The 23,528-nt window shown below is 51.0% G+C and carries 19 protein-coding genes, 2 pseudogenes and 2 other annotated features; of the genes and pseudogenes, 8 read left to right on the plus strand and 13 right to left on the minus strand.

Annotated features, from left to right (window positions below; translation table 11 throughout):
• Positions 1 to 5 precede the first annotated feature (5 nt).
• From sucA to sdhC, 6 genes are read right to left on the minus strand one after another with little or no spacing between them, the layout of a single operon-like run.
• Positions 6 to 2,807 (minus strand): 2-oxoglutarate dehydrogenase subunit E1, encoded by a 2,802-nt coding sequence (gene sucA, locus SF0571; protein ID NP_706508.1) that lies wholly within the window; start codon positions 2,805 to 2,807, stop codon positions 6 to 8.
• Positions 2,789 to 3,049 carry a hypothetical protein gene (locus SF0572; RefSeq protein ID NP_706509.1) on the minus strand — a complete coding sequence of 87 codons (261 nt, stop codon included), beginning with the start codon at positions 3,047 to 3,049 and terminating at the stop codon, positions 2,789 to 2,791. The genes sucA and SF0572 overlap by 19 nt, the downstream gene beginning before the upstream one ends.
• Positions 3,050 to 3,107: 58 nt before the next feature.
• Entirely contained in the window at positions 3,108 to 3,824 is a 717-nt protein-coding gene (gene sdhB, locus SF0573; RefSeq protein ID NP_706510.1) for a succinate dehydrogenase iron-sulfur subunit, read from the minus strand.
• Positions 3,825 to 3,839: 15 nt separating this feature from the next.
• On the minus strand, positions 3,840 to 5,606 hold the full coding sequence (sdhA, locus tag SF0574) for a succinate dehydrogenase flavoprotein subunit (RefSeq protein NP_706511.2): 1,767 nt from the start codon (positions 5,604 to 5,606) through the stop codon (positions 3,840 to 3,842).
• A complete protein-coding gene (gene sdhD / locus SF0575; protein NP_706512.1) occupies positions 5,606 to 5,953 on the minus strand; it encodes a succinate dehydrogenase cytochrome b556 small membrane subunit in 348 nt (115 codons plus the stop codon). The genes sdhA and sdhD overlap by 1 nt, the downstream gene beginning before the upstream one ends.
• Positions 5,947 to 6,351 carry a succinate dehydrogenase cytochrome b556 subunit gene (gene sdhC / locus SF0576; RefSeq protein ID NP_706513.3) on the minus strand — a complete coding sequence of 135 codons (405 nt, stop codon included), beginning with the start codon at positions 6,349 to 6,351 and terminating at the stop codon, positions 5,947 to 5,949. Before sdhC ends, sdhD begins: the two co-directional genes overlap by 7 nt.
• Positions 6,352 to 7,044: 693 nt before the next feature.
• On the opposite strand from sdhC, the gene gltA reads away from it, so the two are divergent.
• From gltA to abrB, 6 genes and pseudogenes are all read left to right on the plus strand, one after another.
• Complete coding sequence (gltA, locus tag SF0577; RefSeq protein NP_706514.1) at positions 7,045 to 8,328, plus strand: type II citrate synthase; 1,284 nt, start codon at positions 7,045 to 7,047, stop codon at positions 8,326 to 8,328.
• Positions 8,329 to 8,718: 390 nt separating this feature from the next.
• The gene (ybgD, locus tag SF0578) at positions 8,719 to 9,285 is read left to right on the plus strand and encodes a fimbrial-like protein (protein ID NP_706515.1); all 567 of its coding nucleotides are present in this window, start codon (positions 8,719 to 8,721) and stop codon (positions 9,283 to 9,285) included.
• A gap of 50 nt (positions 9,286 to 9,335) precedes the next feature.
• Complete coding sequence (ybgQ, locus tag SF0579; protein NP_706516.2) at positions 9,336 to 11,795, plus strand: hypothetical protein; 2,460 nt, start codon at positions 9,336 to 9,338, stop codon at positions 11,793 to 11,795.
• A gap of 14 nt (positions 11,796 to 11,809) precedes the next feature.
• Complete coding sequence (gene ybgP, locus SF0580) at positions 11,810 to 12,541, plus strand: chaperone (protein ID NP_706517.2); 732 nt, start codon at positions 11,810 to 11,812, stop codon at positions 12,539 to 12,541.
• Positions 12,508 to 13,614 (plus strand) — a sequence feature (Similar to Escherichia coli K12 conserved hypothetical protein gi: 1786935 (363 aa). BLAST with identity of 96% in 369 aa. This CDS contains deletion. The sequence has been checked and is believed to be correct.). It overlaps the preceding gene by 34 nt.
• Positions 12,508 to 13,614, plus strand: a pseudogene (ybgO, locus tag SF0581). It overlaps the preceding feature by 1,107 nt. Before ybgP ends, ybgO begins: the two are co-directional and overlap by 34 nt.
• Before the next feature lie 106 nt (positions 13,615 to 13,720).
• Complete coding sequence (gene abrB / locus SF0582; protein NP_706518.2) at positions 13,721 to 14,812, plus strand: transporter; 1,092 nt, start codon at positions 13,721 to 13,723, stop codon at positions 14,810 to 14,812.
• Here abrB and nei read toward each other — a convergent pair.
• The 5 genes and pseudogenes from nei to ybgI all read right to left on the minus strand — a co-directional run bounded on the left by nei (position 14,809) and on the right by ybgI (position 18,708).
• Positions 14,809 to 15,600 (minus strand): endonuclease VIII, encoded by a 792-nt coding sequence (gene nei / locus SF0583; protein ID NP_706519.1) that lies wholly within the window; start codon positions 15,598 to 15,600, stop codon positions 14,809 to 14,811. The genes abrB and nei overlap by 4 nt on opposite strands.
• A 35-nt stretch (positions 15,601 to 15,635) precedes the next feature.
• Positions 15,636 to 16,370, minus strand: a complete 735-nt coding sequence (ybgL, locus tag SF0584) for a LamB/YcsF family protein (protein NP_706520.1) — start codon at positions 16,368 to 16,370, stop codon at positions 15,636 to 15,638.
• Positions 16,360 to 17,292: a sequence feature (Similar to Escherichia coli K12 carboxylase gi: 1786930 (311 aa). BLAST with identity of 97% in 310 aa. This CDS contains an in-frame stop codon. The sequence has been checked and is believed to be correct.), on the minus strand. It overlaps the preceding gene by 11 nt.
• Positions 16,360 to 17,292, minus strand: a pseudogene (gene ybgK / locus SF0585). (Overlaps the previous feature by 933 nt.) The gene ybgL and the pseudogene ybgK overlap by 11 nt, the downstream one beginning before the upstream one ends.
• Positions 17,286 to 17,942, minus strand: coding sequence for a carboxylase (gene ybgJ, locus SF0586; protein ID NP_706521.1), 657 nt, complete (start codon positions 17,940 to 17,942; stop codon positions 17,286 to 17,288). The pseudogene ybgK and the gene ybgJ overlap by 7 nt, the downstream one beginning before the upstream one ends.
• 22 nt (positions 17,943 to 17,964) lie before the next feature.
• A complete protein-coding gene (gene ybgI / locus SF0587) occupies positions 17,965 to 18,708 on the minus strand; it encodes a metal-binding protein (protein NP_706522.1) in 744 nt (247 codons plus the stop codon).
• Positions 18,709 to 18,978: 270 nt separating this feature from the next.
• On the opposite strand from ybgI, the gene ybgH reads away from it, so the two are divergent.
• A complete protein-coding gene (gene ybgH, locus SF0588) occupies positions 18,979 to 20,460 on the plus strand; it encodes a dipeptide/tripeptide permease D (protein ID NP_706523.1) in 1,482 nt (493 codons plus the stop codon).
• Between the two features lie 149 nt (positions 20,461 to 20,609).
• Here ybgH and phrB read toward each other — a convergent pair whose 3' ends face one another.
• Positions 20,610 to 22,028, minus strand: a complete 1,419-nt coding sequence (gene phrB, locus SF0589; RefSeq protein ID NP_706524.1) for a deoxyribodipyrimidine photolyase — start codon at positions 22,026 to 22,028, stop codon at positions 20,610 to 20,612.
• Complete coding sequence (ybgA, locus tag SF0590; protein ID NP_706525.1) at positions 22,025 to 22,534, minus strand: hypothetical protein; 510 nt, start codon at positions 22,532 to 22,534, stop codon at positions 22,025 to 22,027. The genes phrB and ybgA overlap by 4 nt, the downstream gene beginning before the upstream one ends.
• 128 nt (positions 22,535 to 22,662) lie before the next feature.
• Here ybgA and SF0591 point away from each other — a divergent pair, with 128 nt between their 5' ends.
• Entirely contained in the window at positions 22,663 to 22,950 is a 288-nt protein-coding gene (locus SF0591) for a hypothetical protein (RefSeq protein NP_706526.1), read from the plus strand.
• Positions 22,951 to 23,528: the final 578 nt, after the last annotated feature.

Raw genomic sequence — 23,528 nt, forward strand, 5'->3', positions numbered from 1 at the left:
TTTATTTATTCGACGTTCAGCGCGTCATTAACCAGATCTTGTTGCTGTTTCTGGTGAACGGACATATACCCTACCGCCGGAGAGGCGGAGGCCGGGCGGCCTGCATAACGCAGAGAAGCCCCAAACGGAATCACTTCACGGAAATGATGCTGGCTGCAGTACCATGCGCCCTGGTTGAGCGGCTCTTCCTGGCACCAGACAAAATCCTTGACGTGAGCAAACTGCTGCAACACTTCCTGCATCGCTTTATGCGGGAACGGGTAGAGTTGCTCGATACGCACAATGGCGACATCGTGTTGATTGTTCTTACGACGCTGTTCCAGCAGGTCGTAATAAACCTTACCAGAACACATCACTACGCGCTTCACGCCCTTCGGATCAAGCTCGTCGATTTCACCGATGGCTGGCAGGAAGGTGCCGTTCGCCAGTTCTTCGAGGCTGGAAACCGCCAGCGGATGACGCAGCAGGGATTTCGGCGACATCACGACCAGCGGACGACGCATCCCGCGCAGCGCCTGACGACGCAGCATGTGGTAAACCTGTGCCGGGGTAGACGGTACGCAAACCTGCATGTTTTGCTCAGCACAAAGTTGCAGATAACGTTCCAGACGCGCGGAGGAGTGCTCCGGCCCCTGCCCTTCGTAACCGTGCGGCAGCAACATCACCAGACCACACATCCGGCCCCATTTCTGCTCGCCAGAGGAGATGAACTGGTCGATAACCACCTGCGCACCGTTGGCGAAGTCACCGAACTGCGCTTCCCAGATGGTCAGGGTGCGTGGTTCTGCGGTGGCATAACCATATTCAAACGCCAGCACGGCTTCTTCTGACAGTACGGAGTCCCAGACACGGAACGCGCCCTGACCGTTATGGATGTGTTGCAGCGGCGTGTAAGTGGAACCGTTAGACTGGTTGTGGATCACCGCGTGGCGGTGGAAGAAGGTACCGCGACCGGAGTCTTCACCCGACAGGCGAACCGGAATGCCTTCATCAACCAGCGTGGCGTAAGCGAGGTTTTCCGCACCGCCCCAGTCGAACAGTTTCTCACCGGCTGCCATCGCCTGGCGATCGCCATAAATCTTGGCAACGCGAGACTGCATTTCAACTGCTTCTGGTACCGTACTGATACGTTTAGCCAGTTCCTGCAGGCGCTTCATCTCAACTTTGTTCGGGTACTCTTCGTCCCATTCGTGGTTGAGGTACGGCGACCAGGTGAAAGAGTGCATGTTCATCGGACGCCACTCTGCCACTACGCAATCGCCAGCATCCAGCGCATCGCGGTACAGGTTAACCATCTCGGTGGCATCTTCCAGCGTCGCCACTTTTTCCTGCTCCAGCTTGTCAGCGTAGATTTTGCGCGGTGTCGGATGTTTTTTGATTTTCTGATACATCAGTGGCTGGGTTGCGCTCGGCTCGTCGGCTTCGTTGTGGCCGTGACGGCGGTAGCATACCAGGTCGATGAAGACATCACGTTTAAAGGTGTTACGGAAATCGAGCGCCAGACGGGTCACAAAGGCAACGGCTTCCGGATCATCCGCGTTAACGTGGAAAATCGGTGCCTGAACCATCTTACCGATATCAGTACAGTACGGTGTAGAACGGGCATCCAGCGGGTTAGAGGTGGTGAAACCAACCTGGTTGTTGATAACGATACGTACCGTACCGCCAACTTCATAACCACGCGCTTTCGACATGTTCAGAGTTTCCTGAACCACGCCCTGCCCGGTCACTGCGGCGTCACCGTGGATGGTGATTGGCAGCACTTTGTTGCTGTTCGGCTCATCAAGTCTGTCCAGACGGGCACGAACAGAGCCGATAACGACCGGGCTTACAATCTCAAGGTGAGACGGGTTAAACGCCAGCGCCAGGTGCACCAGGCCGCCATCGGTCTGGAAGTCAGACGAGAAGCCCATGTGGTATTTCACGTCGCCTGTGCCGAGGTGTTCTTTATGTTTACCGGCGAACTCGTCGAACAAGTCTTGCGGTTTTTTACCCAGCACGTTCACCAGCACGTTCAGACGACCACGGTGCGCCATCCCGAGAACCACTTCGCGGGTGCCGCTGTTGCCAGCGTGGCGGATCATCTCTTTAAGCATCGGGATTAACGCGTCACCGCCTTCCAGCGAGAAGCGTTTTGCGCCAGGGAATTTTGCGCCGAGGTAACGCTCAAGGCCTTCAGCGGCGGTCAGTTCGCTTAAGAAGCGTTTTTTCTCTTCGCTATTGAAAGTCGCGCGACCAGACTCGATACGCTGTTGGATCCAGCGTTTTTCTTCGGTGCTGGTGATGTGCATATACTCGGCACCAATCGGGCCGCAGTAGGTTTGCTTGAGGGCGGAAATAAGCTCGCCGAGTTTCATGGTTTCTTTGCCGCTGGCAAATGAACCGACGTTGAAGGTTTCCTGGAAGTCTGCTTCGGTCAGATCGTGGAAAGACGGATCCAGATCGGCCACTTTATCTTGCTGCCACAGTCCCAGCGGATCTAGATTCGCATGCTGGTGACCACGGAAGCGGTATGCGTTAATGAGCTGCAGGACTTTAACCTGCTTCACATTGGTGTCAGGGTCGGAGATCGTTGAAGAGTAACGTGAAGCGTCTTTCGCCAGGCGGCGGAAATATTCACGCGTTTGAGAGTGGAATTGATCCGGTTTGACTCCCGTACCAGGTAACTGCTGGAACGTCGAACGCCAGTTAGCGTCAACCGAGTCAGGATCGGTTAAGAAGTCTTCATAGAGCTGTTCTATCCAGCTCTGGTTTGCGCCAGAGAGGTAAGAAGAGTCCAACCAGGCTTTCAAAGCGCTGTTCTGCATCGTGATCCCTTAAGCATCTTTTTTATGCTTACTTCGCCGTGGATACTACCACGCACAGTGATGTGCGTGCCGGGGTTCACTTGCGAGCTCTTGTCTACGTAGTGGCTCGCGAAGGAACCTTTAAAAACTGTCTTAGTGTCAGGGGCAGTTTTTAAAGATTTCCTGCATTTCTTTGTTACGCCTGATGCGCTGCGCTTATCAGGCCTGCGGGTAATGACTTGTAGGCCGGATAAGGCGTTCACGCCGCATCCGGCACTGGTTGCCTGATGCAACGCTTGCGCGTCTTATCAGGCCTACAGTTTACGCATTACGTTGCAACAACATCGACTTGATATGGCCGATGGCGCGCGTCGGGTTCAGCCCCTTCGGACATACACTGACGCAGTTCATGATGCTGTGACAGCGGAATACGCTGAATGCATCGCTCAAACCGTCGAGGCGGCTGTCAGTCTCGGTATCACGGCTATCGATCAGGAAACGATATGCCGCTAACAAGCCTGCCGGGCCGATAAACTTATCGGGATTCCACCAGAAAGACGGACAAGAGGTTGAACAACATGCGCAGAGAATACATTCATACAGCCCGTCGAGTTTTTCGCGCTGCTCTGGCATCTGTAAATGCTCGCGAGCTGGCGGATTTTGTCCATTATTCAACAGGTAAGGCTTAATTTTCTCATATTGCGCATAGAATTGTCCCATGTCTACCACCAAATCGCGGATCACCGGTAAACCTGGCAGCGGGCGAATCACAATCTTCTTGCCCGGCTGGTTGAGTGCCGAAATCGGGGTAATACAGGCCAGACCATTCTTGCCGTTCATGTTCAGACCGTCGGAACCGCACACACCTTCACGGCAGGAGCGGCGGAACGACAGGCTGGGATCTTTCTCTTTCAGCTGGATAAGCGCATCCAGCAGCATCATGTCGCGACCTTCTTCCGCTTCCAGGGTGTAATCCTGCATACGCGGAGCATCATCAACATCCGGGTTATAGCGATAAATTGAAAACTCGAGTCTCATTTTCCTGTCTCCGCATTAGTAAGTACGAATCTTCGGCGGGAATGCCGGGCGCAGTTTCGGTTCCATGTTGACGCTTCGGCGCGTCATGGATTCCGACTCAGGCAGATACAGGGAGTGGCACAGCCAGTTTTCATCATCACGATCCGGGAAGTCGAAGCGGCTATGTGCGCCACGGCTTTCGGTACGGAAGTTGGCAGAAACAGCCGTTGCATACGCCGTTTCCATCAGGTTATCCAGTTCCAGGCACTCAACGCGCTGGGTGTTGAACTCGCTGGAAGTGTCATCCAGACGGGCATTTTTCAGACGCTCGCGGATCACTTTCAACTGCTCAAGCCCTTTCGCCATCGCATCACCTTCACGGAAGACCGAGAAGTTATGCTGCATACATTCTTGCAGCGCTTTACGGATCGCCACCGGATCTTCACCGTTACGATTATTGTTCCACCGGTTCAGGCGATCCAGAGACGCTTCAACATCAGACTCGCTGGCATCGTGCAGTGCGCCCTGCTCGGCGATAGACTCTTGCAGATGCAGACCTGCCGCGCGACCAAAGACCACCAGGTCCAGCAGCGAGTTGCCGCCCAGACGGTTAGCGCCGTGTACCGATACACAAGCGATTTCACCAACGGCAAACAGTCCCGGAACAACCACATCTTCGCCTTTCTCATTCACAGTCAGCGCCTGACCGGTAACTTTGGTCGGAATACCGCCCATCATGTAGTGACAGGTTGGGATAACCGGAATCGGCTCTTTCACTGGATCGACGTGAGCGAAGGTACGGGAAAGCTCCAGGATACCCGGCAGACGGGATTCGAGAACTTCTTTACCCAGGTGATCGAGTTTCAGTTTCGCGTGTGGCCCCCACGGACCATCACAGCCGCGACCTTCACGGATTTCAATCATGATGGAACGCGCCACCACATCACGGCCCGCCAGGTCTTTGGCGTTCGGCGCATAACGCTCCATAAAGCGTTCGCCATGTTTGTTCAGCAGATAACCGCCTTCACCACGGCAACCTTCGGTGACCAGTACGCCCGCACCGGCAATGCCGGTCGGGTGGAATTGCCACATTTCCATATCCTGCACCGGTACGCCTGCGCGGATAGCCATGCCGACACCGTCGCCAGTGTTAATGTGGGCGTTAGTGGTGGACTGATAAATACGCCCTGCTCCGCCAGTCGCCAGCACGGTAGCGCGGGCTTTGAAATAAACCACTTCACCGGTTTCGATGCACAGTGCGGTACAACCCACCACCGCGCCATCCTGGTTTTTCACCAGATCCAGCGCATACCACTCGGAGAAAATGGTGGTGTGGTTTTTCAGGTTCTGCTGATAAAGCGTGTGCAACAGTGCGTGACCGGTACGGTCAGCAGCCGCCGCAGTGCGTGCCGCCTGCTCGCCGCCGAAGTTTTTCGACTGACCGCCAAACGGACGTTGATAGATACGACCATCATCGAGACGCGAGAACGGCAGGCCCATGTGTTCGAGTTCCAGAATCGCTTCCGGCCCGGTTTTACACATATATTCAATCGCGTCCTGGTCACCGATATAGTCCGACCCTTTTACGGTGTCGTACATATGCCATTCCCAGTTATCTTCATGGGTATTACCCAGCGCAACGGTAATGCCGCCTTGCGCAGAAACGGTATGGGAACGGGTCGGGAAGACTTTAGAGAGCAGGGCACAGGTCTGGCCGCTCTGGGAAATTTGCAGCGCCGCGCGCATACCTGCGCCACCGGCACCAATCACAACTGCATCAAATTCTCTGACTGGCAATTTCATCACACACCCCACACCACAACGAATCCATAAATCACGTAAACCACCAGTGCAACGACAATCACCAGTTGCAGCATCAGGCGCAAGGCCAGCGGTTTAACGTAGTCGGTCAACACCTGCCACATGCCGATCCAGGCATGAATCAAGATAGAAAACAGCGCCAGCAGGGTGAACACTTTGGTGAACGCAGAGGCGAAGAAACCGATCCAGACTTCATATGTCAGTTCGCCACTGGTGGCGAAAAAACCGACCATATAAATGATGTAGAGCGTCAGGACGATAGCGGTAGCGCGAACGAGGATGAAATCATGTACGCCATTGCGTCCTAATGCGGAGGCGTTGCTTACCATACGAGGACTCCTGCGAGAAGTGAAAGCACGACAGTAATAACAAAGGAGATTTTGGCGGAGCGTTTACCCGCTTCGAATGTTTCTTCCAGATAGCCAAAATCCATCATCATGTGGCGAATACCTACGACGACGTGATACGCCAGAGCGGTAAGGATGCCCCACATGATAAATTTGACGAAGAAGCTGCCCATAATCGCGGAAGCTTGCTCGAAACCTTCAGGGGAAGAGAGGCTGGTACCCAGAAGCCACTGCAGGATGCCCACTGCAACAAAGGTGATCACACCGGAAACGCGATGGAGAATGGACGCTATCGCCGTGATGGGGAACCGGATGGTCTGTAGGTCCAGATTAACAGGTCTTTGTTTTTTCACATTTCTTATCATGAATAACGCCCACATGCTGTTCTTATTATTCCCTGGGGACTACGGGCACAGAGGTTAACTTTCTGTTACCTGGAGACGTCGGGATTTCCTTCCTCCGGTCTGCTTGCGGGTCAGACAGCGTCCTTTCCATAACTGCGCGTCATGCAAAACACTGCTTCCAGATGCGAAAACGACACGTTACAACGCTGGGTGGCTCGGGATTGCAGGGTGTTCCGGAGACCTGGCGGCAGTATAGGCTGTTCACAAAATCATTACAATTAACCTACATATAGTTTGTCGGGTTTTATCCTGAACAGTGATCCAGGTCACGATAACAACATTTATTTAATTTTTAATCATCTAATTTGACAATCATTCAACAAAGTTGTTACAAACATTACCAGGAAAAGCATATAATGCGTAAAAGTTATGAAGTCGGTATTTCACCTAAGATTAACTTATGTAACAGTGTGGAAGTATTGACCAATTCATTCGGGACAGTTATTAGTGGTAGACAAGTTTAATAATTCGGATTGCTAAGTACTTGATTCGCCATTTATTCGTCATCAATGGATTCTTTACCTGCAAGCGCCCAGAGCTCTGTACCCAGGTTTTCCCCTCTTTCACAGAGCGGCGAGCCAAATAACAAACGGGTAAAGCCAGGTTGATGTGCGAAGGCAAATTTAAGTTCCGGCAGTCTTACGCAATAAGGCGCTAAGGAGACCTTAAATGGCTGATACAAAAGCAAAACTCAACCTCAACGGGGACACAGCTGTTGAACTGGATGTGCTGAAAGGCACGCTGGGTCAAGATGTTATTGATATCCGTACTCTCGGTTCAAAAGGTGTGTTCACCTTTGACCCAGGCTTCACTTCAACCGCATCCTGCGAATCTAAAATTACTTTTATTGATGGTGATGAAGGTATTTTGCTGCACCGCGGTTTCCCGATCGATCAGCTGGCGACCGATTCTAACTACCTAGAAGTTTGTTACATCCTGCTGAATGGTGAAAAACCGACTCAGGAACAGTATGACGAATTTAAAACTACGGTGACCCGTCATACCATGATCCACGAGCAGATTACCCGTCTGTTCCACGCTTTCCGTCGCGACTCACATCCAATGGCAGTCATGTGTGGTATTACCGGCGCGCTGGCGGCGTTCTATCACGACTCGCTGGATGTTAACAATCCTCGTCATCGTGAAATTGCCGCGTTCCGCCTGCTGTCGAAAATGCCGACCATGGCCGCGATGTGTTACAAGTATTCCATTGGTCAGCCATTTGTTTATCCGCGCAACGATCTCTCCTATGCCGGTAACTTCCTGAATATGATGTTCTCCACGCCGTGCGAACCGTATGAAGTTAATCCGATTCTGGAACGTGCTATGGACCGTATTCTGATCCTGCACGCTGACCATGAACAGAACGCCTCTACCTCCACCGTGCGTACCGCTGGCTCTTCGGGTGCGAACCCGTTTGCCTGTATCGCAGCAGGTATTGCTTCACTGTGGGGACCTGCGCACGGTGGTGCTAACGAAGCGGCGCTGAAAATGCTGGAAGAAATTAGCTCCGTTAAACACATTCCGGAATTTGTTCGTCGTGCGAAAGATAAAAATGATTCTTTCCGCCTGATGGGCTTCGGTCACCGCGTGTACAAAAATTACGACCCGCGCGCCACCGTAATGCGTGAAACCTGCCATGAAGTTCTGAAAGAGCTGGGCACCAAAGATGACCTGCTGGAAGTGGCTATGGAGCTGGAAAACATCGCGCTGAACGACCCGTACTTTATCGAGAAGAAACTGTACCCGAACGTCGATTTCTACTCTGGTATCATCCTGAAAGCGATGGGTATTCCGTCTTCCATGTTCACCGTCATTTTCGCAATGGCACGTACCGTTGGCTGGATCGCCCACTGGAGCGAAATGCACAGTTACGGTATGAAGATTGCCCGTCCGCGTCAGCTGTATACAGGATATGAAAAACGCGACTTTAAAAGCGATATCAAGCGTTAATGGTTGATTGCTAAGTTGTAAATATTTTAACCCGCCGTTCAAATGGCGGGTTAATTTTTATATGCCTAAACACAAAAAATTGTAAAAATAAAATCCACTATCGGACATTCATATATTCTAAAAAAAAATACATCGGTATAAATTATAAACAAATAGATGATTTTTAATCATCTATCTTCCTCTCAGTTACATGAATAAACCACCAAATATAGCGCACCCCTATAATTCCCAATACTTTATTCATCAAACATTTAATTCATACCATCAATTAATTACTTTTACATTTAATAAAATTAATAATATTTTTAAGAAAAACTAAAAACATTCGACAATCAAATAAGATATTCTTGCACCGATATACTTTTTTCTTTTCTGTTAAAGGACTCAGTTATGTTTAAAGGACAAAAAACATTGGCCGCACTGGCCGTATCTCTGCTGTTCACAGCACCTGTTTATGCGGCTGATGAAGGATCCGGTGAAATTCACTTTAAAGGTGAAGTTATTGAAGCACCGTGTGAAATACATCAGGATGATATTGATAAAGAGGTTGAACTCGGTCAGGTGACCACCAGCCACATTAATCAGTCACATCACAGCGATGCCGTTGCTGTCGACCTGCTCTTAGTCAACTGTGATCTGGAAAACTCCAGCAACGGTTCCGGTGGCAAGATTTCTAAAGTTGCAGTCACCTTTGATAGCTCAGCGAAAACCACCGGCGCAGATCCGATTCTCAACAACACCAGCACGGGTGAAGCCACCGGCGTCGGCGTACGTTTAATGAATAAAGATCAAAGCAATATCGTTTTAGGCACCGCTACTCCAGATATCGACCTGGCTCCGACCTCCAGCGAACAAACGCTGAATTTCTTTGCCTGGATGGAACAAATTGATCAGGCTACACCTGTAACGCCAGGCGCAGTTACGGCGAATGCAACCTACGTGCTGGATTATAAATAAGTATTACTTTGGCGGCGCTATCGCCGCCTTTCATAAAATATTTATCAGGTATGGACACCGTGAATATTTATCGACTCTCTTTTGTATCCTGCCTGGTCGTGGCGATGCCTTGCGCATTGGCGGTCGAATTCAATCTGAATGTTCTCGATAAATCAATGCGCGACCGCATTGATATTTCATTATTAAAGGAAAAAGGAGTCATTGCTCCCGGTGAGTATTTTGTTAGCGTTGCGGTAAATAATAACCAAATCAGTAACGAGCAAAAGATTAACTGGCACAAAAATGACGATAAAACCATTCCGTGCATCAATGATTTACTGGTCGATAAATTTGGCTTAAAACCTGAAGTCCGTCAGTCGTTACCATTGATAAATCAGTGCGTCGATTTTAGCTCCCGACCTGAAATGCTCTTCAATTTCGATCAAGCCAATCAGCAACTGAATATTAGTATTCCGCAAGCCTGGCTGGCGTGGCACTCAGAAAACTGGACCCCACCCTCCACATGGAAAGAAGGTGTCGCCGGTGTCCTGATGGATTACAACTTGTTTGCCAGCAGCTACCGCCCACAGGATGGCAGCAGCAGCACTAATCTTAACGCCTATGGAACAGCCGGAATCAACACGGGGGCATGGCGCTTACGCAGTGATTATCAGTTGAATCATACTGATAGCGATGATAACCATGAACAGTCAGGCGAAATATCACGTACCTATCTTTTTCGCCCGTTACCGCAATTAGGTTCAAAATTAACCCTCGGCGAAACGGATTTTAGTCCCAATATTTTCGACGGTTTTTCTTATACCGGCGCGGCACTGGCAAGTGACGATCGAATGTTGCCATGGGAACTACGCGGCTACGCCCCACAAATTAGCGGTATTGCACAGACCAATGCCACGGTGACGATCAGTCAATCAGGCCGCGTCATTTACCAGAAAAAAGTCCCACCAGGCCCATTTATCATTGACGACCTTAATCAGTCTGTTCAGGGCACACTGGATGTCAAAGTGACGGAAGAAGATGGTCGGGTGAACAATTTCCAGGTTTCAGCAGCATCGACGCCCTTCCTGACTCGTCAGGGACAGGTTCGCTATAAACTGGCCGCGGGTCAGCCACGGCCCTCCATGTCACATCAAACTGAAAATGAAACCTTTTTTAGCAATGAAGTTTCCTGGGGGATGCTGTCAAACACCTCGCTGTACAGCGGCCTGCTGCTTTCTGGTGATGACTACCATTCTGCCGCAATGGGTATTGGGCAAAATATGCTGTGGCTTGGTGCGCTGTCGTTTGATGTCACGTGGGCCAGTAGCCATTTTGATACTCAGCAGGACGAGCGGGGCTTAAGCTACCGTTTTAATTACAGCAAACAAGTGGATGCCACTAACAGCACGATTTCCCTCGCCGCTTATCGTTTCTCCGATCGTCATTTTCACAGCTACGCCAACTATCTGGATCACAAATACAACGACAGCGATGCGCAGGACGAAAAACAGACGATCAGCTTATCTGTGGGCCAACCGATTACCCCACTAAACCTCAATCTTTACGCCAACCTGCTACATCAAACCTGGTGGAATGCAGACGCCTCCACGACCGCCAACATCACGGCAGGTTTTAATGTTGATATTGGTGACTGGAGAGATATCTCTATTTCTACGTCATTCAATACAACCCATTACGAAGATAAAGATCGCGACAACCAGATTTACCTGTCGATTTCGCTCCCCTTCGGTAACGGTGGTCGGGTTGGCTATGACATGCAAAACAGTAGCCACAGCACCACACACCGCATGTCGTGGAACGATACGCTGGATGAACGTAATAGCTGGGGCATGTCTGCCGGACTGCAATCCGACCGTCCTGACAATGGAGCCCAGGTGAGCGGTAACTATCAGCACCTGAGTTCAGCGGGTGAGTGGGATATTTCTGGTACCTATGCCGCCAATGATTACAGTTCCGTCAGCAGCAGCTGGAGCGGTTCTTTCACCGCAACCCAATATGGTGCAGCGTTTCATCGCCGCAGCTCCACCAATGAACCACGCCTGATGGTCAGCACCGATGGCGTGGCAGATATTCCGGTTCAGGGCAATCTCGACTACACCAACCATTTTGGCATTGCGGTGGTGCCGTTGATTTCCAGTTACCAGCCTTCCACCGTGGCGGTGAACATGAATGACTTACCCGACGGCGTAACAGTTGCAGAAAACGTTATCAAAGAAACGTGGATTGAAGGCGCGATAGGTTACAAATCACTGGCTTCCCGTTCCGGTAAAGACGTTAACGTCATCATTCGCAACGCCAGCGGTCAGTTTCCTCCCCTCGGAGCGGATATCCGCCAGGATGACAGCGGCATTAGCGTGGGGATGGTTGGCGAGGAAGGACATGCCTGGTTAAGCGGAGTCGCTGAAAATCAAAAGTTTACCGTGGTCTGGGGTGATAGCCAGCATTGCTCGCTCCATCTTCCTGAACATATGGAAGACACCGCAAATCGCCTGATTTTACCTTGTCATTAATTAAGGAAATGAAAATGACATTTATGAAAGGACTACCCCTTTTGTTGTTGGTTGCCAGTCTGTGCAGCCACGCTGCACTACAACCCGATCGCACTCGTATTGTGTTTAACGCTAATGATAAAGCTACCAGTCTGCGGGTGGATAATCGTAGCGATAAACTCCCCTACCTCGCTTATTCCTGGCTCGAAAATGAAAAAGGGGAGAAAAGCGATGATCTTCTGGTCGCCCTGCCGCCGATACAACGTCTGGAACCGAAAGCAACAACACAGGTACGGATAGTAAAGCAAGCCTCGACCACAAAATTACCGGGCGATCGCGAAACGCTATTTTTCTACAATATGCGTGAAATTCCTCCCGCCCCGGAAAAAAACAGCGACCATGCCGTTCTGCAAGTCGCCATTCAGAGTCGTATCAAGGTGTTCTGGCGACCGGCTGCATTACGCAAGAAAGCAGGAGAAAAGGTCGAACTGCAGTTACAGGTCAGCCAGCAGGGCAACCAACTGACACTGAAAAATCCTACCGCGTATTATCTGACCATTGCCTACCTGGGACGAAATGAAAAAGGCGTTCTCCCCGGCTTCAAAACCGTGATGGTTGCGCCTTTTAGTACGGTCAACACAAACACCGGAAATTATAGCGGCAGCCAGTTTTATCTCGGTTATATGGATGATTACGGCGCGTTACGCATGACGACGCTCAACTGCAGCGGACAATGCCATTTACAAGCCGTGGAGGCGAAGAAATGAGTGCTGGCAAGGGAGTGTTGCTCGTCATCTGTCTGTTATTTCTGTCGTTGAAGTCTGCGCTTGCCCTGAACTGCTACTTTGGTTCATCCGGTGGCTCGGTAGAAAAATCAGAAGCGATTCAACCTTTTGCTGTACCAGGCAATGCCAAACTCGGCGATAAGATCTGGGAATCTGACGATATTAAAATAAGATCTGGGAATCTGACGATATTAAAATTCCCGTCTATTGTGACAACAATACCAACGGCAACTTTGAAAGCGAACATGTCTACGTATGGGTAAACCCCTACCCGGGGGTGCAGGATCGTTATTATCAACTCGGAGTAACTTACAATGGCGTTGATTATGACGCCAACCAGGGAAAAAGCCGCATCGACACTAACCAGTGTATCGACAGTAAGAACATTGACATTTATACCCCTGATGGGATGGCAGAACAAAATTTGCTCGGGTGATCCCGCTAATATTCACATGTCGCGAACCTTTCTCGCTCGCATGCGGTTATACGTCAAAATACGAGAAATGCCGCCGCATGATTATCAAAGTACGCTTAGCGACTATATCGTCGTGCAATTTGACGGTGCCGGTAGCGTTAACGAAGACCCTACTGCCCAAAACCTGAAATATCATATTACTGGTCTGGAAAACATTCGCGTGCTGGATTGCAGCGTCAATTTTTCCATTTCACCGGAAACACAGATGATTGATTTTGGTAAATTTAATTTGCTGGATATTCGTCGCCACACAATGTCGAAAACATTCAGTATTAAGACGACAAAATCACAAAATGACCAATGCACCGACGGATTTAAAGTCAGTTCCTCCTTTTATACCGAAGAAACGTTGGTTGAAGAAGATAAAGCATTGTTGATTGGTAATGGTCTGAAGCTACGTTTGCTGGATGAAAACGCCTCGCCTTATACCTTCAATAAATATGCTGAATACGCCGATTTCACCAGCGACATGTTGGTCTACGAAAAAACCTATACAGCTGAACTTTCGTCCATTGCAGGTACCCCCATCGAGGCTGGGCCCTTCGATACAGTGGTGCTTTTTAAAATTAACTATAACTGATTTGCCATGATGCCCTTTGCAGCCGGAAAGGGCATCTCTTTCAGAAAATTGCTGATTTTCCCCTTTTCCTTGATTGCTGTTATTTTTTCCTAGCCCGGCTTTCTTTATGCTGTATCGATACACCAAAGAGAAAATAATGAGGGAGCGAAGGATGCCAGTTTTGCAGTGGGGAATGTTATGTGTGCTATCACTTCTCCTTTCTATTGGTTTCCTCGCGGTACATCTCCCGGCGGCGCTATTACTTGGGCCGATGATCGCCGGGATCATCTTCAGTATGCGCGGAATTACTCTGCAACTTCCCCGCTCCGCTTTTCTCGCCGCGCAGGCCATTCTTGGCTGCATGATTGCGCAAAACCTCACTGGTTCGATTCTCACCACGCTGGCCGCCAACTGGCCGATCGTGCTTGCTATTTTACTGGTGACGCTGCTTTCCAGCGCCATCGTGGGTTGGTTATTGGTGCGCTATAGCTCACTGCCTGGAAATACCGGTGCCTGGGGTTCTTCTCCAGGCGGCGCAGCGGCAATGGTCGCTATGGCGCAAGATTACGGCGCAGATATTCGCCTGGTGGCGTTTATGCAATATCTGCGAGTGCTGTTCGTCGCGGGGGCCGCTGTTCTGGTCACCCGCATGATGCTGGGTGATAACGCTGAAGCGGTTAACCAGCAAATCGTCTGGTTCCCGCCAGTGAGCATTAATCTCCTGCTTACGATTTTGCTCGCAGTCGTTGCCGGTACGGCGGGATGCATGCTGCGTCTTCCTTCCGGCACGATGCTCATCCCGATGCTGGCGGGCGCAGTGCTCCAGTCTGGTCAGCTCATCACCATCGAACTACCGGAATGGCTGCTGGCGATGGCGTATATGGCAATTGGCTGGCGGATTGGTCTTGGTTTCGATAAACAAATCTTACTGCGGGCACTACGCCCGCTACCGCAAATCCTGCTGTCGATTTTTGCTCTGCTGGCTATTTGTGCAGGTATGGCGTGGGGACTGACCCGGTTTATGCATATTGATTTTATGACTGCCTACCTCGCCACCAGTCCCGGCGGGCTTGATACCGTGGCGGTCATCGCCGCAGGGAGCAATGCCGATATGGCGCTTATTATGGCGATGCAAACCCTGCGCCTGTTCAGTATTTTGCTGACGGGGCCAGCCATTGCGCGGTTTATTTCAACCTATGCGCCGAAGCGGTCGGCCTAGTGCTGGCAGCCTGGACACCAGTAAAACGGGCGCGAGGACAACGTGGTTTTCTCAATGATGCCGCCACAGCGTTCGCACAGTTCGCCATCACGATGAAAAACCTTAAAGCGAAACAGCGCCCCATGATGCTTATTCTCATCCACCTGCCCCCGCGTAGCGTAAGAAAACCGAGGAATCTCCAGTAACGCGTGTGCGAGTGCATCCAGTTGCGCCGCATTGAGATCTTTCGCTTTATGATTTCCAGTCAACCCAACCTGCCAGAGGATCTCCACCCGCAAATAATTGCCAAGCCCAGCCAGAAACGCCTGATCGAGCAGTAATCCTGCAAACTGACGGTTACGAAAGCGCGGCGACAATAACCGTTCCTTTACCACCTCCGGCGTCAGATTCGGATCCAGCACATCGGGACCAACGCGTTGTAAAAACGGATGCGTGGTCAGTTGTTCCGGCCTCAACATCTCAATATCCGAGGCGCTATAAAGCAGAATGGTTTTGTCAGCCGTTTGCAGTTTTACCCGCAATACTCGCGTGGTCTGCGGCTCTTCGCCGGTATCAACCACGCGCCAGACGCCGTAAAGCTGATTATGGCTGTAGAGCGTTAAACCGTTGGGAAAATGAGTTAACAACGCCTTACCACGCGTTTCCACATGGGTAACGTGTTGACCGATAAGTTGTGATTGATAAGTTTTTAACTGCGGGAAGGCAAACCAGACATCAGTTAGTGGTTTGCCTTTGATCGCCGCCTCCAGGTTATCCGCTGCACGGCGGATCTCCGGGCCTTCAGGCATGGTGATATCCTTTTTTCATTCTTTATTAAGCGGGGTTATGCTGCGACAACAATCCCCTTTTTGGCAAATGTAGCTCGTAATCGGCGGGCGAACGCCAGAGCGTGCTCGCCGTCGCCATGCAGGCAGACCGTTTGCGCCGCGACCGTTGCCCATTCGCCGGTGATACTTTTGACTCTGCCGTGTTGCACCATCTCCAGCGTTTGCGCCAACGCCTGTTCTTCGTTTTCAATCAACGCGCCTGGCTGACTTCGCGGCACCAGCGAGCCGTCAGCCTGATAACCGCGATCGGCAAACACTTCCTCGCGCGTTGTCAGGCCATATTGCTTGCCTGCACGAATCAGCTCGCTTCCTGCCAGCCCAACGAGAACCAATGCCGGATCGCAAGCGTATACCGCTCTGGCGATGGCGTCTGCCAGTTGTGCTTCTTTCGCCGCCTGGTTGTACAACATGCCGTGCGGTTTGACATGACGCATTACGCCGCCTTGCGCACGGGCAATCGTTGCCAGCGCGCCAATTTGATACAGCGTCTGGGCGTAAACGGTTTCCGGCGGCAGCTGCATGGCGCTGCGACCAAAATTTTCCCTGTCGGGAAAACTCGGGTGAGCGCCAATCGCGACACCATTTTTTATTGCTTCACGCACGCAAGCCTGCATGGTTTGCGCATCGCCTGCATGAAATCCACAAGCAATATTGGCAGAGGAAACCAGCGTTAATAGCTCTGCGTCGCTGGCGCAGCCTTCGCCCAGATCGGCGTTCAGGTCAATTTTCATTGTGCAGCCGCCACGCTAATTGTTCAAAATAACGTTGCTGATCTTGCCGCGCTTTCAGTGCCTCTTCCAGTGAACACTGGACAAAATGAATCGGCTGACCGAGCGGAATTTGCGCCAGATGGTACATATCAGCCTCAATGATACAGGCAATACGTGGATAACCACCGGTGGTCTGTGCGTCGTTCATCAACACAATCGGCTGCCCGTTATGCGGCACCTGCACCACGCCCGGTAACAAACCGTGAGATAACAGTTCGCGATCGGTGATGCGTTTTAAAATTTGCCCCTGTAAACGATAGCCCATTCGGTTACTTTGCGAGCTAAGCTGCCAGGGCGAACGCCAGAATGCATCCTGCGAGGCGCGATCGAACTCATGATATTCCGGCCCCGGCAAGGCGCGAATGCGGTTGCCCCACAGCAGCTGTTTAACGCCCTGCGCTTCCATAAAATCACGCTTCGATTTGCCAATCGGGAGTCAGTCACCATCCTTCAGTAAACGGCCTTCCAGCCCGCCAATCCCCACTTTGAGATCGGTGCTGCATGACCCCATTACCGGCGGAACATCAATACCACCCGCGACCGCCAGATAACTGCGCATCCCGTGCTGCGGGCGTTTAAGCGTTAAACGCTGGCCTGCTTTCATCGGCAATCGCCAGCCGGTCCAGACGGCGTTATCATCCAACCGCGCTTCGCAACCTGCACCCGTCAGGGCAAACCACCCATCAGTTTCGAACTCAACTGTTAACTGACCGAGCGTGATCTCCAGCGCGGGGGCATTGGCGTCATTACCCACCAGCAGGTTAGCAATGCGCAGCGCAGGCATATCCAGTGCGCCACAGTGGCTGATACCCGACTGGCAAAAACCGTGACGACCGCCATCCTGCACAGTGGTGTACATGCCCGCACGAATAATCTTCAGCATATTCCCTCCTTCTGCGGTACAAATCGCACGCTGTCTCCCGGACGTAATAAGATGGGTTCGTCACGCGCCGGATCAAACAGGCTGAGTGAGGTATGACCAATCAACTGCCAGCCACCCGGCGTTGCCAGCGGATAAACACCAGTCTGCGGCCCGCCGATCCCGACAGAACCTGCCGGAACGAGCAAGCGCGGTTCAGCGCGCCGTGGCGTGTGTAGTTGTTCCGGCAAACTCCCGAGATACGGGAAGCCCGGTTGAAAACCTAAAAACCAGACCACGTATTCCACGGAGGAGTGCAATTCAACAACCTGTTTTTCGCTCAACCCGCAATACGCCGCGACCACCGCCAAATCCGGTCCGCCTGCACCACCGTAAACCACCGGAATTTCAATAAAGCGAGACTCAGGTTCCAGGGCCTCGCTCTCCTCCCACCAGCGTTGCAAACGCTCTATGGCATCCAGCGCCAGCGACTCAGGATTACGCAAAATCACCGTGATATTGTTCATGCCGGGAATGGCTTCAACCACATTCGGCATATCCACCAGACGCTGCGCCAGTCGCCAGATCCGTTTCTGGCTAGCCAGCGTCACCGGCGGTTCCAGTTCCAGCACTACCGCCGTTTCACCTATCAGATAACAACGCGCTCGTTGCACTTTCGATCCCTCTGATTATTCGTTATGCAGGATTAGGAATATCAATAAAGGTCACATCAAGATCGGTATTTTCATTCAGCCACTCGCTCAATGCGCGAATACCACCGCGTTCAGTGGCATGGTGACCTGCAGCATAAAAATGCAATCCCTGCTCGCGGGCTGAATGAATGGTCTGTTCAGAAACTTCGCCAGTAATAAAAGCATCCACGCCAAAACGCGCGGCGCTATCGATAAAACTTTGCCCGCCGCCCGTGCACCAGGCGACGCGCTGGACCACCTCAGGTCCGGTATCGCCACACCATAACGGCTTACGTCCCAGACGCGCTTCAATCCAGGAGGCTAGTTCCATTCCCGGCACAGGCATGGTCAGCTCTCCCCACGGCACCAACGGCTCAATTTCGCCCATGACCGTGATCCCCAGTAACGCCGCCAGCTGTGCGTTATTGCCCAGCTCAGGATGTGCGTCAAGCGGCAAATGCCAGCCATACAGGTTGATATCATTCGCCAGCAACGTTTTTAAACGGTTACGCTTCATTCCGCGAATGACCGGAGACTCTCCTTTCCAGAAGTAGCCATGATGCACAATGACCGCATCCGCGCCCAGACGCACTGCCTCATCGAGCAAAGCCTGGCTGGCGGTGACACCGGTAACAATTTTTTGCACCGTCTCTTTGCCTTCCACCTGCAAACCATTCGGCGCGTAATCACTAATCGCCGCGCTGTTCAGTTTTTCGTTAATCAGTTGTTCCAGTTCGGTGTTTTTCATCTTCGCGCCTTCCGTATTCTGATAGCTACACCGTTAACATAGCGTTACATCGCCTGTTCGTCGATAGCCAATCTTTTGACATATTAAGAAACAAACCCGACGCCAAAAGACGCAAATTGTTTATATCATCACGCTTCAGCTAATGTATATTTATGCAATCAGACAGCATATTGCATAAATAATCAGATCTGTATCAAAGTTTTAACTTTAAGGAAACACAAGCACGCCGCGCAACTATTACGTGACGTTGCCGTCAATTGTGGAATTATTATGAATAAACACGCATCACAACCGCGCGCTATTTACTATGTCGTTGCGCTGCAAATCTGGGAATATTTTAGCTTTTACGGCATGCGTGCCCTGCTGATTCTCTATCTCACCAATCAACTAAAATACAACGATACTCACGCCTACGAGTTATTTAGCGCCTACTGTTCGCTGGTGTATGTCACGCCAATCCTCGGTGGCTTTTTGGCGGATAAAGTTCTCGGCAATCGCATGGCGGTGATGCTGGGGGCGTTGTTGATGGCGATCGGTCATGTGGTGCTGGGTGCCAGTGAGATCCATCCGTCATTCCTCTATCTGTCCCTGGCGATTATCGTCTGCGGCTATGGCCTGTTTAAATCTAACGTAAGCTGTCTGCTCGGCGAGCTGTATGAGCCAACCGATCCGCGTCGTGATGGCGGTTTCTCGCTGATGTATGCGGCGGGTAACGTGGGGTCTATTATCGCACCTATCGCCTGTGGTTACGCCCAGGAAGAGTACAGCTGGGCGATGGGCTTTGGCCTGGCGGCGGTTGGAATGATCGCGGGTCTGGTCATTTTCTTATGTGGCAATCGTCATTTCACTCATACCCGCGGCGTTAACAAAAAAGTACTGCGTGCGACAAACTTTCTCCTGCCGAACTGGGGATGGCTGCTGGTTCTGCTGGTGGCAACGCCTGCACTGATTACCGTGCTGTTCTGGAAAGAGTGGTCGGTATACGCCTTAATTGTCGCGACTATTATTGGCCTGGGTGTACTGGCAAAAATTTATCGCAAAGCAGAAAACCAGAAACAGCGGAAGGAGCTGGGGCTGATTGTGACGCTCACCTTCTTCAGTATGTTGTTCTGGGCCTTCGCACAACAGGGCGGTAGCTCGATTAGCCTTTATATCGACCGCTTCGTTAACCGCGATATGTTTGGTTATACCGTTCCGACCGCGATGTTCCAGTCGATTAATGCCTTCGCAGTTATGCTGTGCGGTGTGTTCCTGGCGTGGGTGGTTAAAGAAAGCGTCGCAGGTAATCGTACCGTGCGCATCTGGGGAAAATTTGCTCTTGGCCTTGGCCTGATGAGCGCCGGATTCTGCATTCTGACCTTAAGCGCCCGCTGGTCCGCAATGTATGGTCACTCTTCTCTGCCACTGATGGTGTTAGGCCTCGCGGTGATGGGCTTTGCGGAACTGTTTATCGACCCGGTTGCCATGTCGCAAATTACGCGCATTGAAATTCCGGGCGTGACCGGCGTATTAACCGGCATCTACATGCTGCTTTCTGGCGCGATCGCGAACTATCTGGCGGGCGTGATTGCCGATCAGACATCGCAGGCTTCGTTTGATGCTTCCGGGGCGATCAACTACTCCATCAATGCATATATTGAAGTATTTGATCAAATTACCTGGGGCGCACTGGCGTGTGTAGGACTGGTACTGATGATTTGGCTGTATCAGGCGCTGAAATTCAGAAACCGCGCGCTGGCGCTGGAGTCATAATAGGCCAGCACCGATGCCTGATGCGACGCTTGACGCGTCTTATCAGGCCTACGTATTTCCTGCAATTTATTGAATTTGCACAAATTTGTAGGCTGGATTAGGCGTTCACGCCGCATCCGGCATCTGGGCTCGATTGCCTGACGCGTCTGTTATTTCCCCTTCCGCGCCGCCTCATACGCTGCCAACGTTTGTACTCTCGCCTCTTTGTGCTCGACTATCGGTTGCGGATAATCCAGCTTCACACCTGCTTTCTGCGCCCACTTCCACGGCTCATGCACCGCTTTCCCTGGTACATCGCGCAGCTCCGGTAACCATCGACGAATAAACTCGCCCTCACGGTCAAATTTCTCGCCCTGAGTTATCGGATTGAAAATACGAAAATACGGCGCAGCATCAGTACCCGTAGAAGCCGCCCACTGCCAGCCACCGTTATTAGCTGCCAAATCACCATCAATCAGCTGCGACATGAAATATCGCTCGCCTTCGCGCCAGTCGATCAACAAATCTTTCACCAGAAAACTGGCTGTAATCATCCGTAGCCGGTTATGCATCCAGCCAGTGCTGTTAAGCTGACGCATAGCGGCATCAATAATCGGGTATCCCGTTTTGCCTTTCTGCCAGGCCTGTAAATGTGCGGGATTGCTTTGCCACTGCACACGATCCGTCCAGGCAATAAATGGACGATGTTTACACAACGAGGGGTAATACGTCATCAGATGACGGTAGAACTCGCGCCAGATCAGCTCACTAAGCCAGACACTACCGGCCCCACCGTCCAGCGCCTGCGGCTGTTCCGCCAACAAGCGATGCAAACACTGGCGAGGCGATAACCCGCCCGTTGCCAAGCTGGCGGACAAACGGCTGGTGCCTTCCACTGCCGGAAAATCTCGTTGTTGCTCATACTCTCCAGCACCGTTCTCGCAAAACTGGCGTAATTGCGCAATCGCCGCTTTTTCTTCCACCGGGAAATGCGCAGTATCGAAAGACTGACGAGGATAATTCAGCGTAATGGATGGCGCGGGCTTTATCGATCCGCTACTACGAACTTTTGGTGCAGCGACGCACTCCGGCATCCCTTCCCGCAGCCGTTTCAGCCAGGCATTCTTAAAAGGCGTAAAGACTTTGTACATCTCGTGATTGCCGGTCATCACCGCCCCCGGCGGCAGGATCACGCTGTCATCAAATCCTTCACACACCACGTTACGCAGCGCTCTTTCAACGTCCACATCCCGCGCTCGCTCATTCACCTCATACTGATAGTTATAAAAAAGATGAGTAACGCTGTTTTCCGCGCACACCTGTTTAACTATTTCGACACTGGCGACAAAGTCATCCACTTCACGGAACAATAAAGGAATACCTTTTTCCGCCAGCGCGATTTGTAGCCCATTCAGTTGAGCATTGATAAGTTCAGCCTGACGCGGCGACATGTTATGCGTCTCCCACTTGCGTGGTGTAGCGATATACAGCGCCAGCACGCGTGCAGACGAATTGCGGCAGGCGGCAGCCAGTGCGAGATTATCGTGCAGACGTAAATCCTGGCGAAACCAGGCCAGATGGGTAGTCATAAAACTCCTGAATGGCGCAAGTTAATCACACGCGGCCAAAGTTCGAAATAACGCTGCCCTGAAAGCCAGGCGTCAGGATAAAGCGCCATATAGTGTTTGATACGCATCAGCGGCGCAAGAAGTGGTTGCTCGCCACGGCGATAACTGTCGATAAGCGCAGCCAGCTGCTGGCGTTCTGTGGAATCAATATGCGGGCGAAAATAACCCTGAACGTGCATCAAAACGTTGGTGTGATCGCGCGGGTTGGCGGGATGAGAAAGCAAAACAATTACGCGTTGGCGGTACTGGTTGTAAAAATCATCCAGATTTTGCCACTGATGAATATCAGCCACAAACGGGCCAAGTTTGCGGTACTCGGGCTGAGAATGGGCCAGAAAGACGAGTTTATAGCGGCTGTGATAATCGAGAAGCGCCCCGCGCGTTAAGCCATGTTCTTTCAGTCGATGTAACTCATGAAGGGCGAAGATACGGATTAGGGTGCTGTCATCAAATCGTTGTAGATTCATTACTGCTCCTGAACGGTATACAGGAGTAAGTGTAGGCGTTGGTAAATGATGTTTGTGAAGTTAATCCGCTAGCAGGGCAAGATTACGAAAGCGCGCTCCCCGCAAGCAACTAATCAAGGTAGTTAATCATGGCTGAACACGATATTACGCCAGAAGTCACCATTTCCAAAACACAGCGCCGCTATAAAGTCGGCTATGTCAGAGCCCGCCACCAGGACCGCAAAACCGGTATAGCCCGGTATTATTCACAACATCCCAGTCTGCACCTTAAGGGCGACTGGCTGAAAGAGGCCGGATTTGATACCGGACGGGGTGTCACGGTGAAGATTTCGGAGGGGGGCCTGACCATCATCGCTGACAGTGACGAGGTGCAGGAACTGCGGGATGGGATGTTTAGTGTGCTGAACGAAAGTTAAATATTAAAAAAGCTGGGAAGATTTAAAACCTTCCTAGCTTTTTATTCTGTCTTATTATAATGGATACTCATCATCTTCCGATGAATTTATAAATTGCTCCAAGTTTACATGAAGAGTACTTAACCTAGTTTTTAACTCATTAAGTGAAGCGATAATTTCATATTTTCCAACATAATCATATGATGGATCGTATTCATTATCTATGTCAGAAGCTAAAAATGATGATATTCGTAGTTTAAATTTAGCTTCATCTTTATTACATTCATTGGCATAAGGTGAATGCCCTATCATAGCATATTCATCTAATCTAAAAGGATAAGATGGTTTTAATTCATCGATCAATGAAATTTCAATCCATGTTCTATATCCAGGCATTAATGGACTAATTTCTTTGAGCAAAACCTTTCCACTTAATAATGTATTGAGATTGTTCATTATTATGTCTCCCACGGGAAAAATATATGTCTAACACTTCCACCATGTTGATGAACTTGTAAATGTGGTAAATCACCATCAGGATTTCCTGGTCCATGACCTGACACTCTATATGAAGGTTTTGTTACAGAAGGATCTTTTAT

It is taken from the genome of Shigella flexneri 2a str. 301, assembly GCF_000006925.2.
In the GTDB taxonomy this organism is placed as follows: Bacteria; Pseudomonadota; Gammaproteobacteria; order Enterobacterales; family Enterobacteriaceae; genus ECMA0423.

What these genes read in the sequence shown, in the direction of transcription:
- sucA (NP_706508.1), bottom strand. Translation starts at nt 2,807, where the DNA reads ATGCAGAACAGCGCTTTGAAAGCCTGGTTGGACTCTTCTTACCTCTCT.
- sdhB (NP_706510.1), bottom strand. Translation starts at nt 3,824, where the DNA reads ATGAGACTCGAGTTTTCAATTTATCGCTATAACCCGGATGTTGATGAT.
- sdhA (NP_706511.2), bottom strand. Translation starts at nt 5,606, where the DNA reads ATGAAATTGCCAGTCAGAGAATTTGATGCAGTTGTGATTGGTGCCGGT.
- sdhD (NP_706512.1), bottom strand. Translation starts at nt 5,953, where the DNA reads ATGGTAAGCAACGCCTCCGCATTAGGACGCAATGGCGTACATGATTTC.
- sdhC (NP_706513.3), bottom strand. Translation starts at nt 6,351, where the DNA reads ATGTGGGCGTTATTCATGATAAGAAATGTGAAAAAACAAAGACCTGTT.
- gltA (NP_706514.1), top strand. Translation starts at nt 7,045, where the DNA reads ATGGCTGATACAAAAGCAAAACTCAACCTCAACGGGGACACAGCTGTT.
- ybgD (NP_706515.1), top strand. Translation starts at nt 8,719, where the DNA reads ATGTTTAAAGGACAAAAAACATTGGCCGCACTGGCCGTATCTCTGCTG.
- ybgQ (NP_706516.2), top strand. Translation starts at nt 9,336, where the DNA reads ATGGACACCGTGAATATTTATCGACTCTCTTTTGTATCCTGCCTGGTC.
- ybgP (NP_706517.2), top strand. Translation starts at nt 11,810, where the DNA reads ATGACATTTATGAAAGGACTACCCCTTTTGTTGTTGGTTGCCAGTCTG.
- abrB (NP_706518.2), top strand. Translation starts at nt 13,721, where the DNA reads ATGCTGTATCGATACACCAAAGAGAAAATAATGAGGGAGCGAAGGATG.
- nei (NP_706519.1), bottom strand. Translation starts at nt 15,600, where the DNA reads ATGCCTGAAGGCCCGGAGATCCGCCGTGCAGCGGATAACCTGGAGGCG.
- ybgL (NP_706520.1), bottom strand. Translation starts at nt 16,370, where the DNA reads ATGAAAATTGACCTGAACGCCGATCTGGGCGAAGGCTGCGCCAGCGAC.
- ybgI (NP_706522.1), bottom strand. Translation starts at nt 18,708, where the DNA reads ATGAAAAACACCGAACTGGAACAACTGATTAACGAAAAACTGAACAGC.
- ybgH (NP_706523.1), top strand. Translation starts at nt 18,979, where the DNA reads ATGAATAAACACGCATCACAACCGCGCGCTATTTACTATGTCGTTGCG.
- phrB (NP_706524.1), bottom strand. Translation starts at nt 22,028, where the DNA reads ATGACTACCCATCTGGCCTGGTTTCGCCAGGATTTACGTCTGCACGAT.
- ybgA (NP_706525.1), bottom strand. Translation starts at nt 22,534, where the DNA reads ATGAATCTACAACGATTTGATGACAGCACCCTAATCCGTATCTTCGCC.
- SF0591 (NP_706526.1), top strand. Translation starts at nt 22,663, where the DNA reads ATGGCTGAACACGATATTACGCCAGAAGTCACCATTTCCAAAACACAG.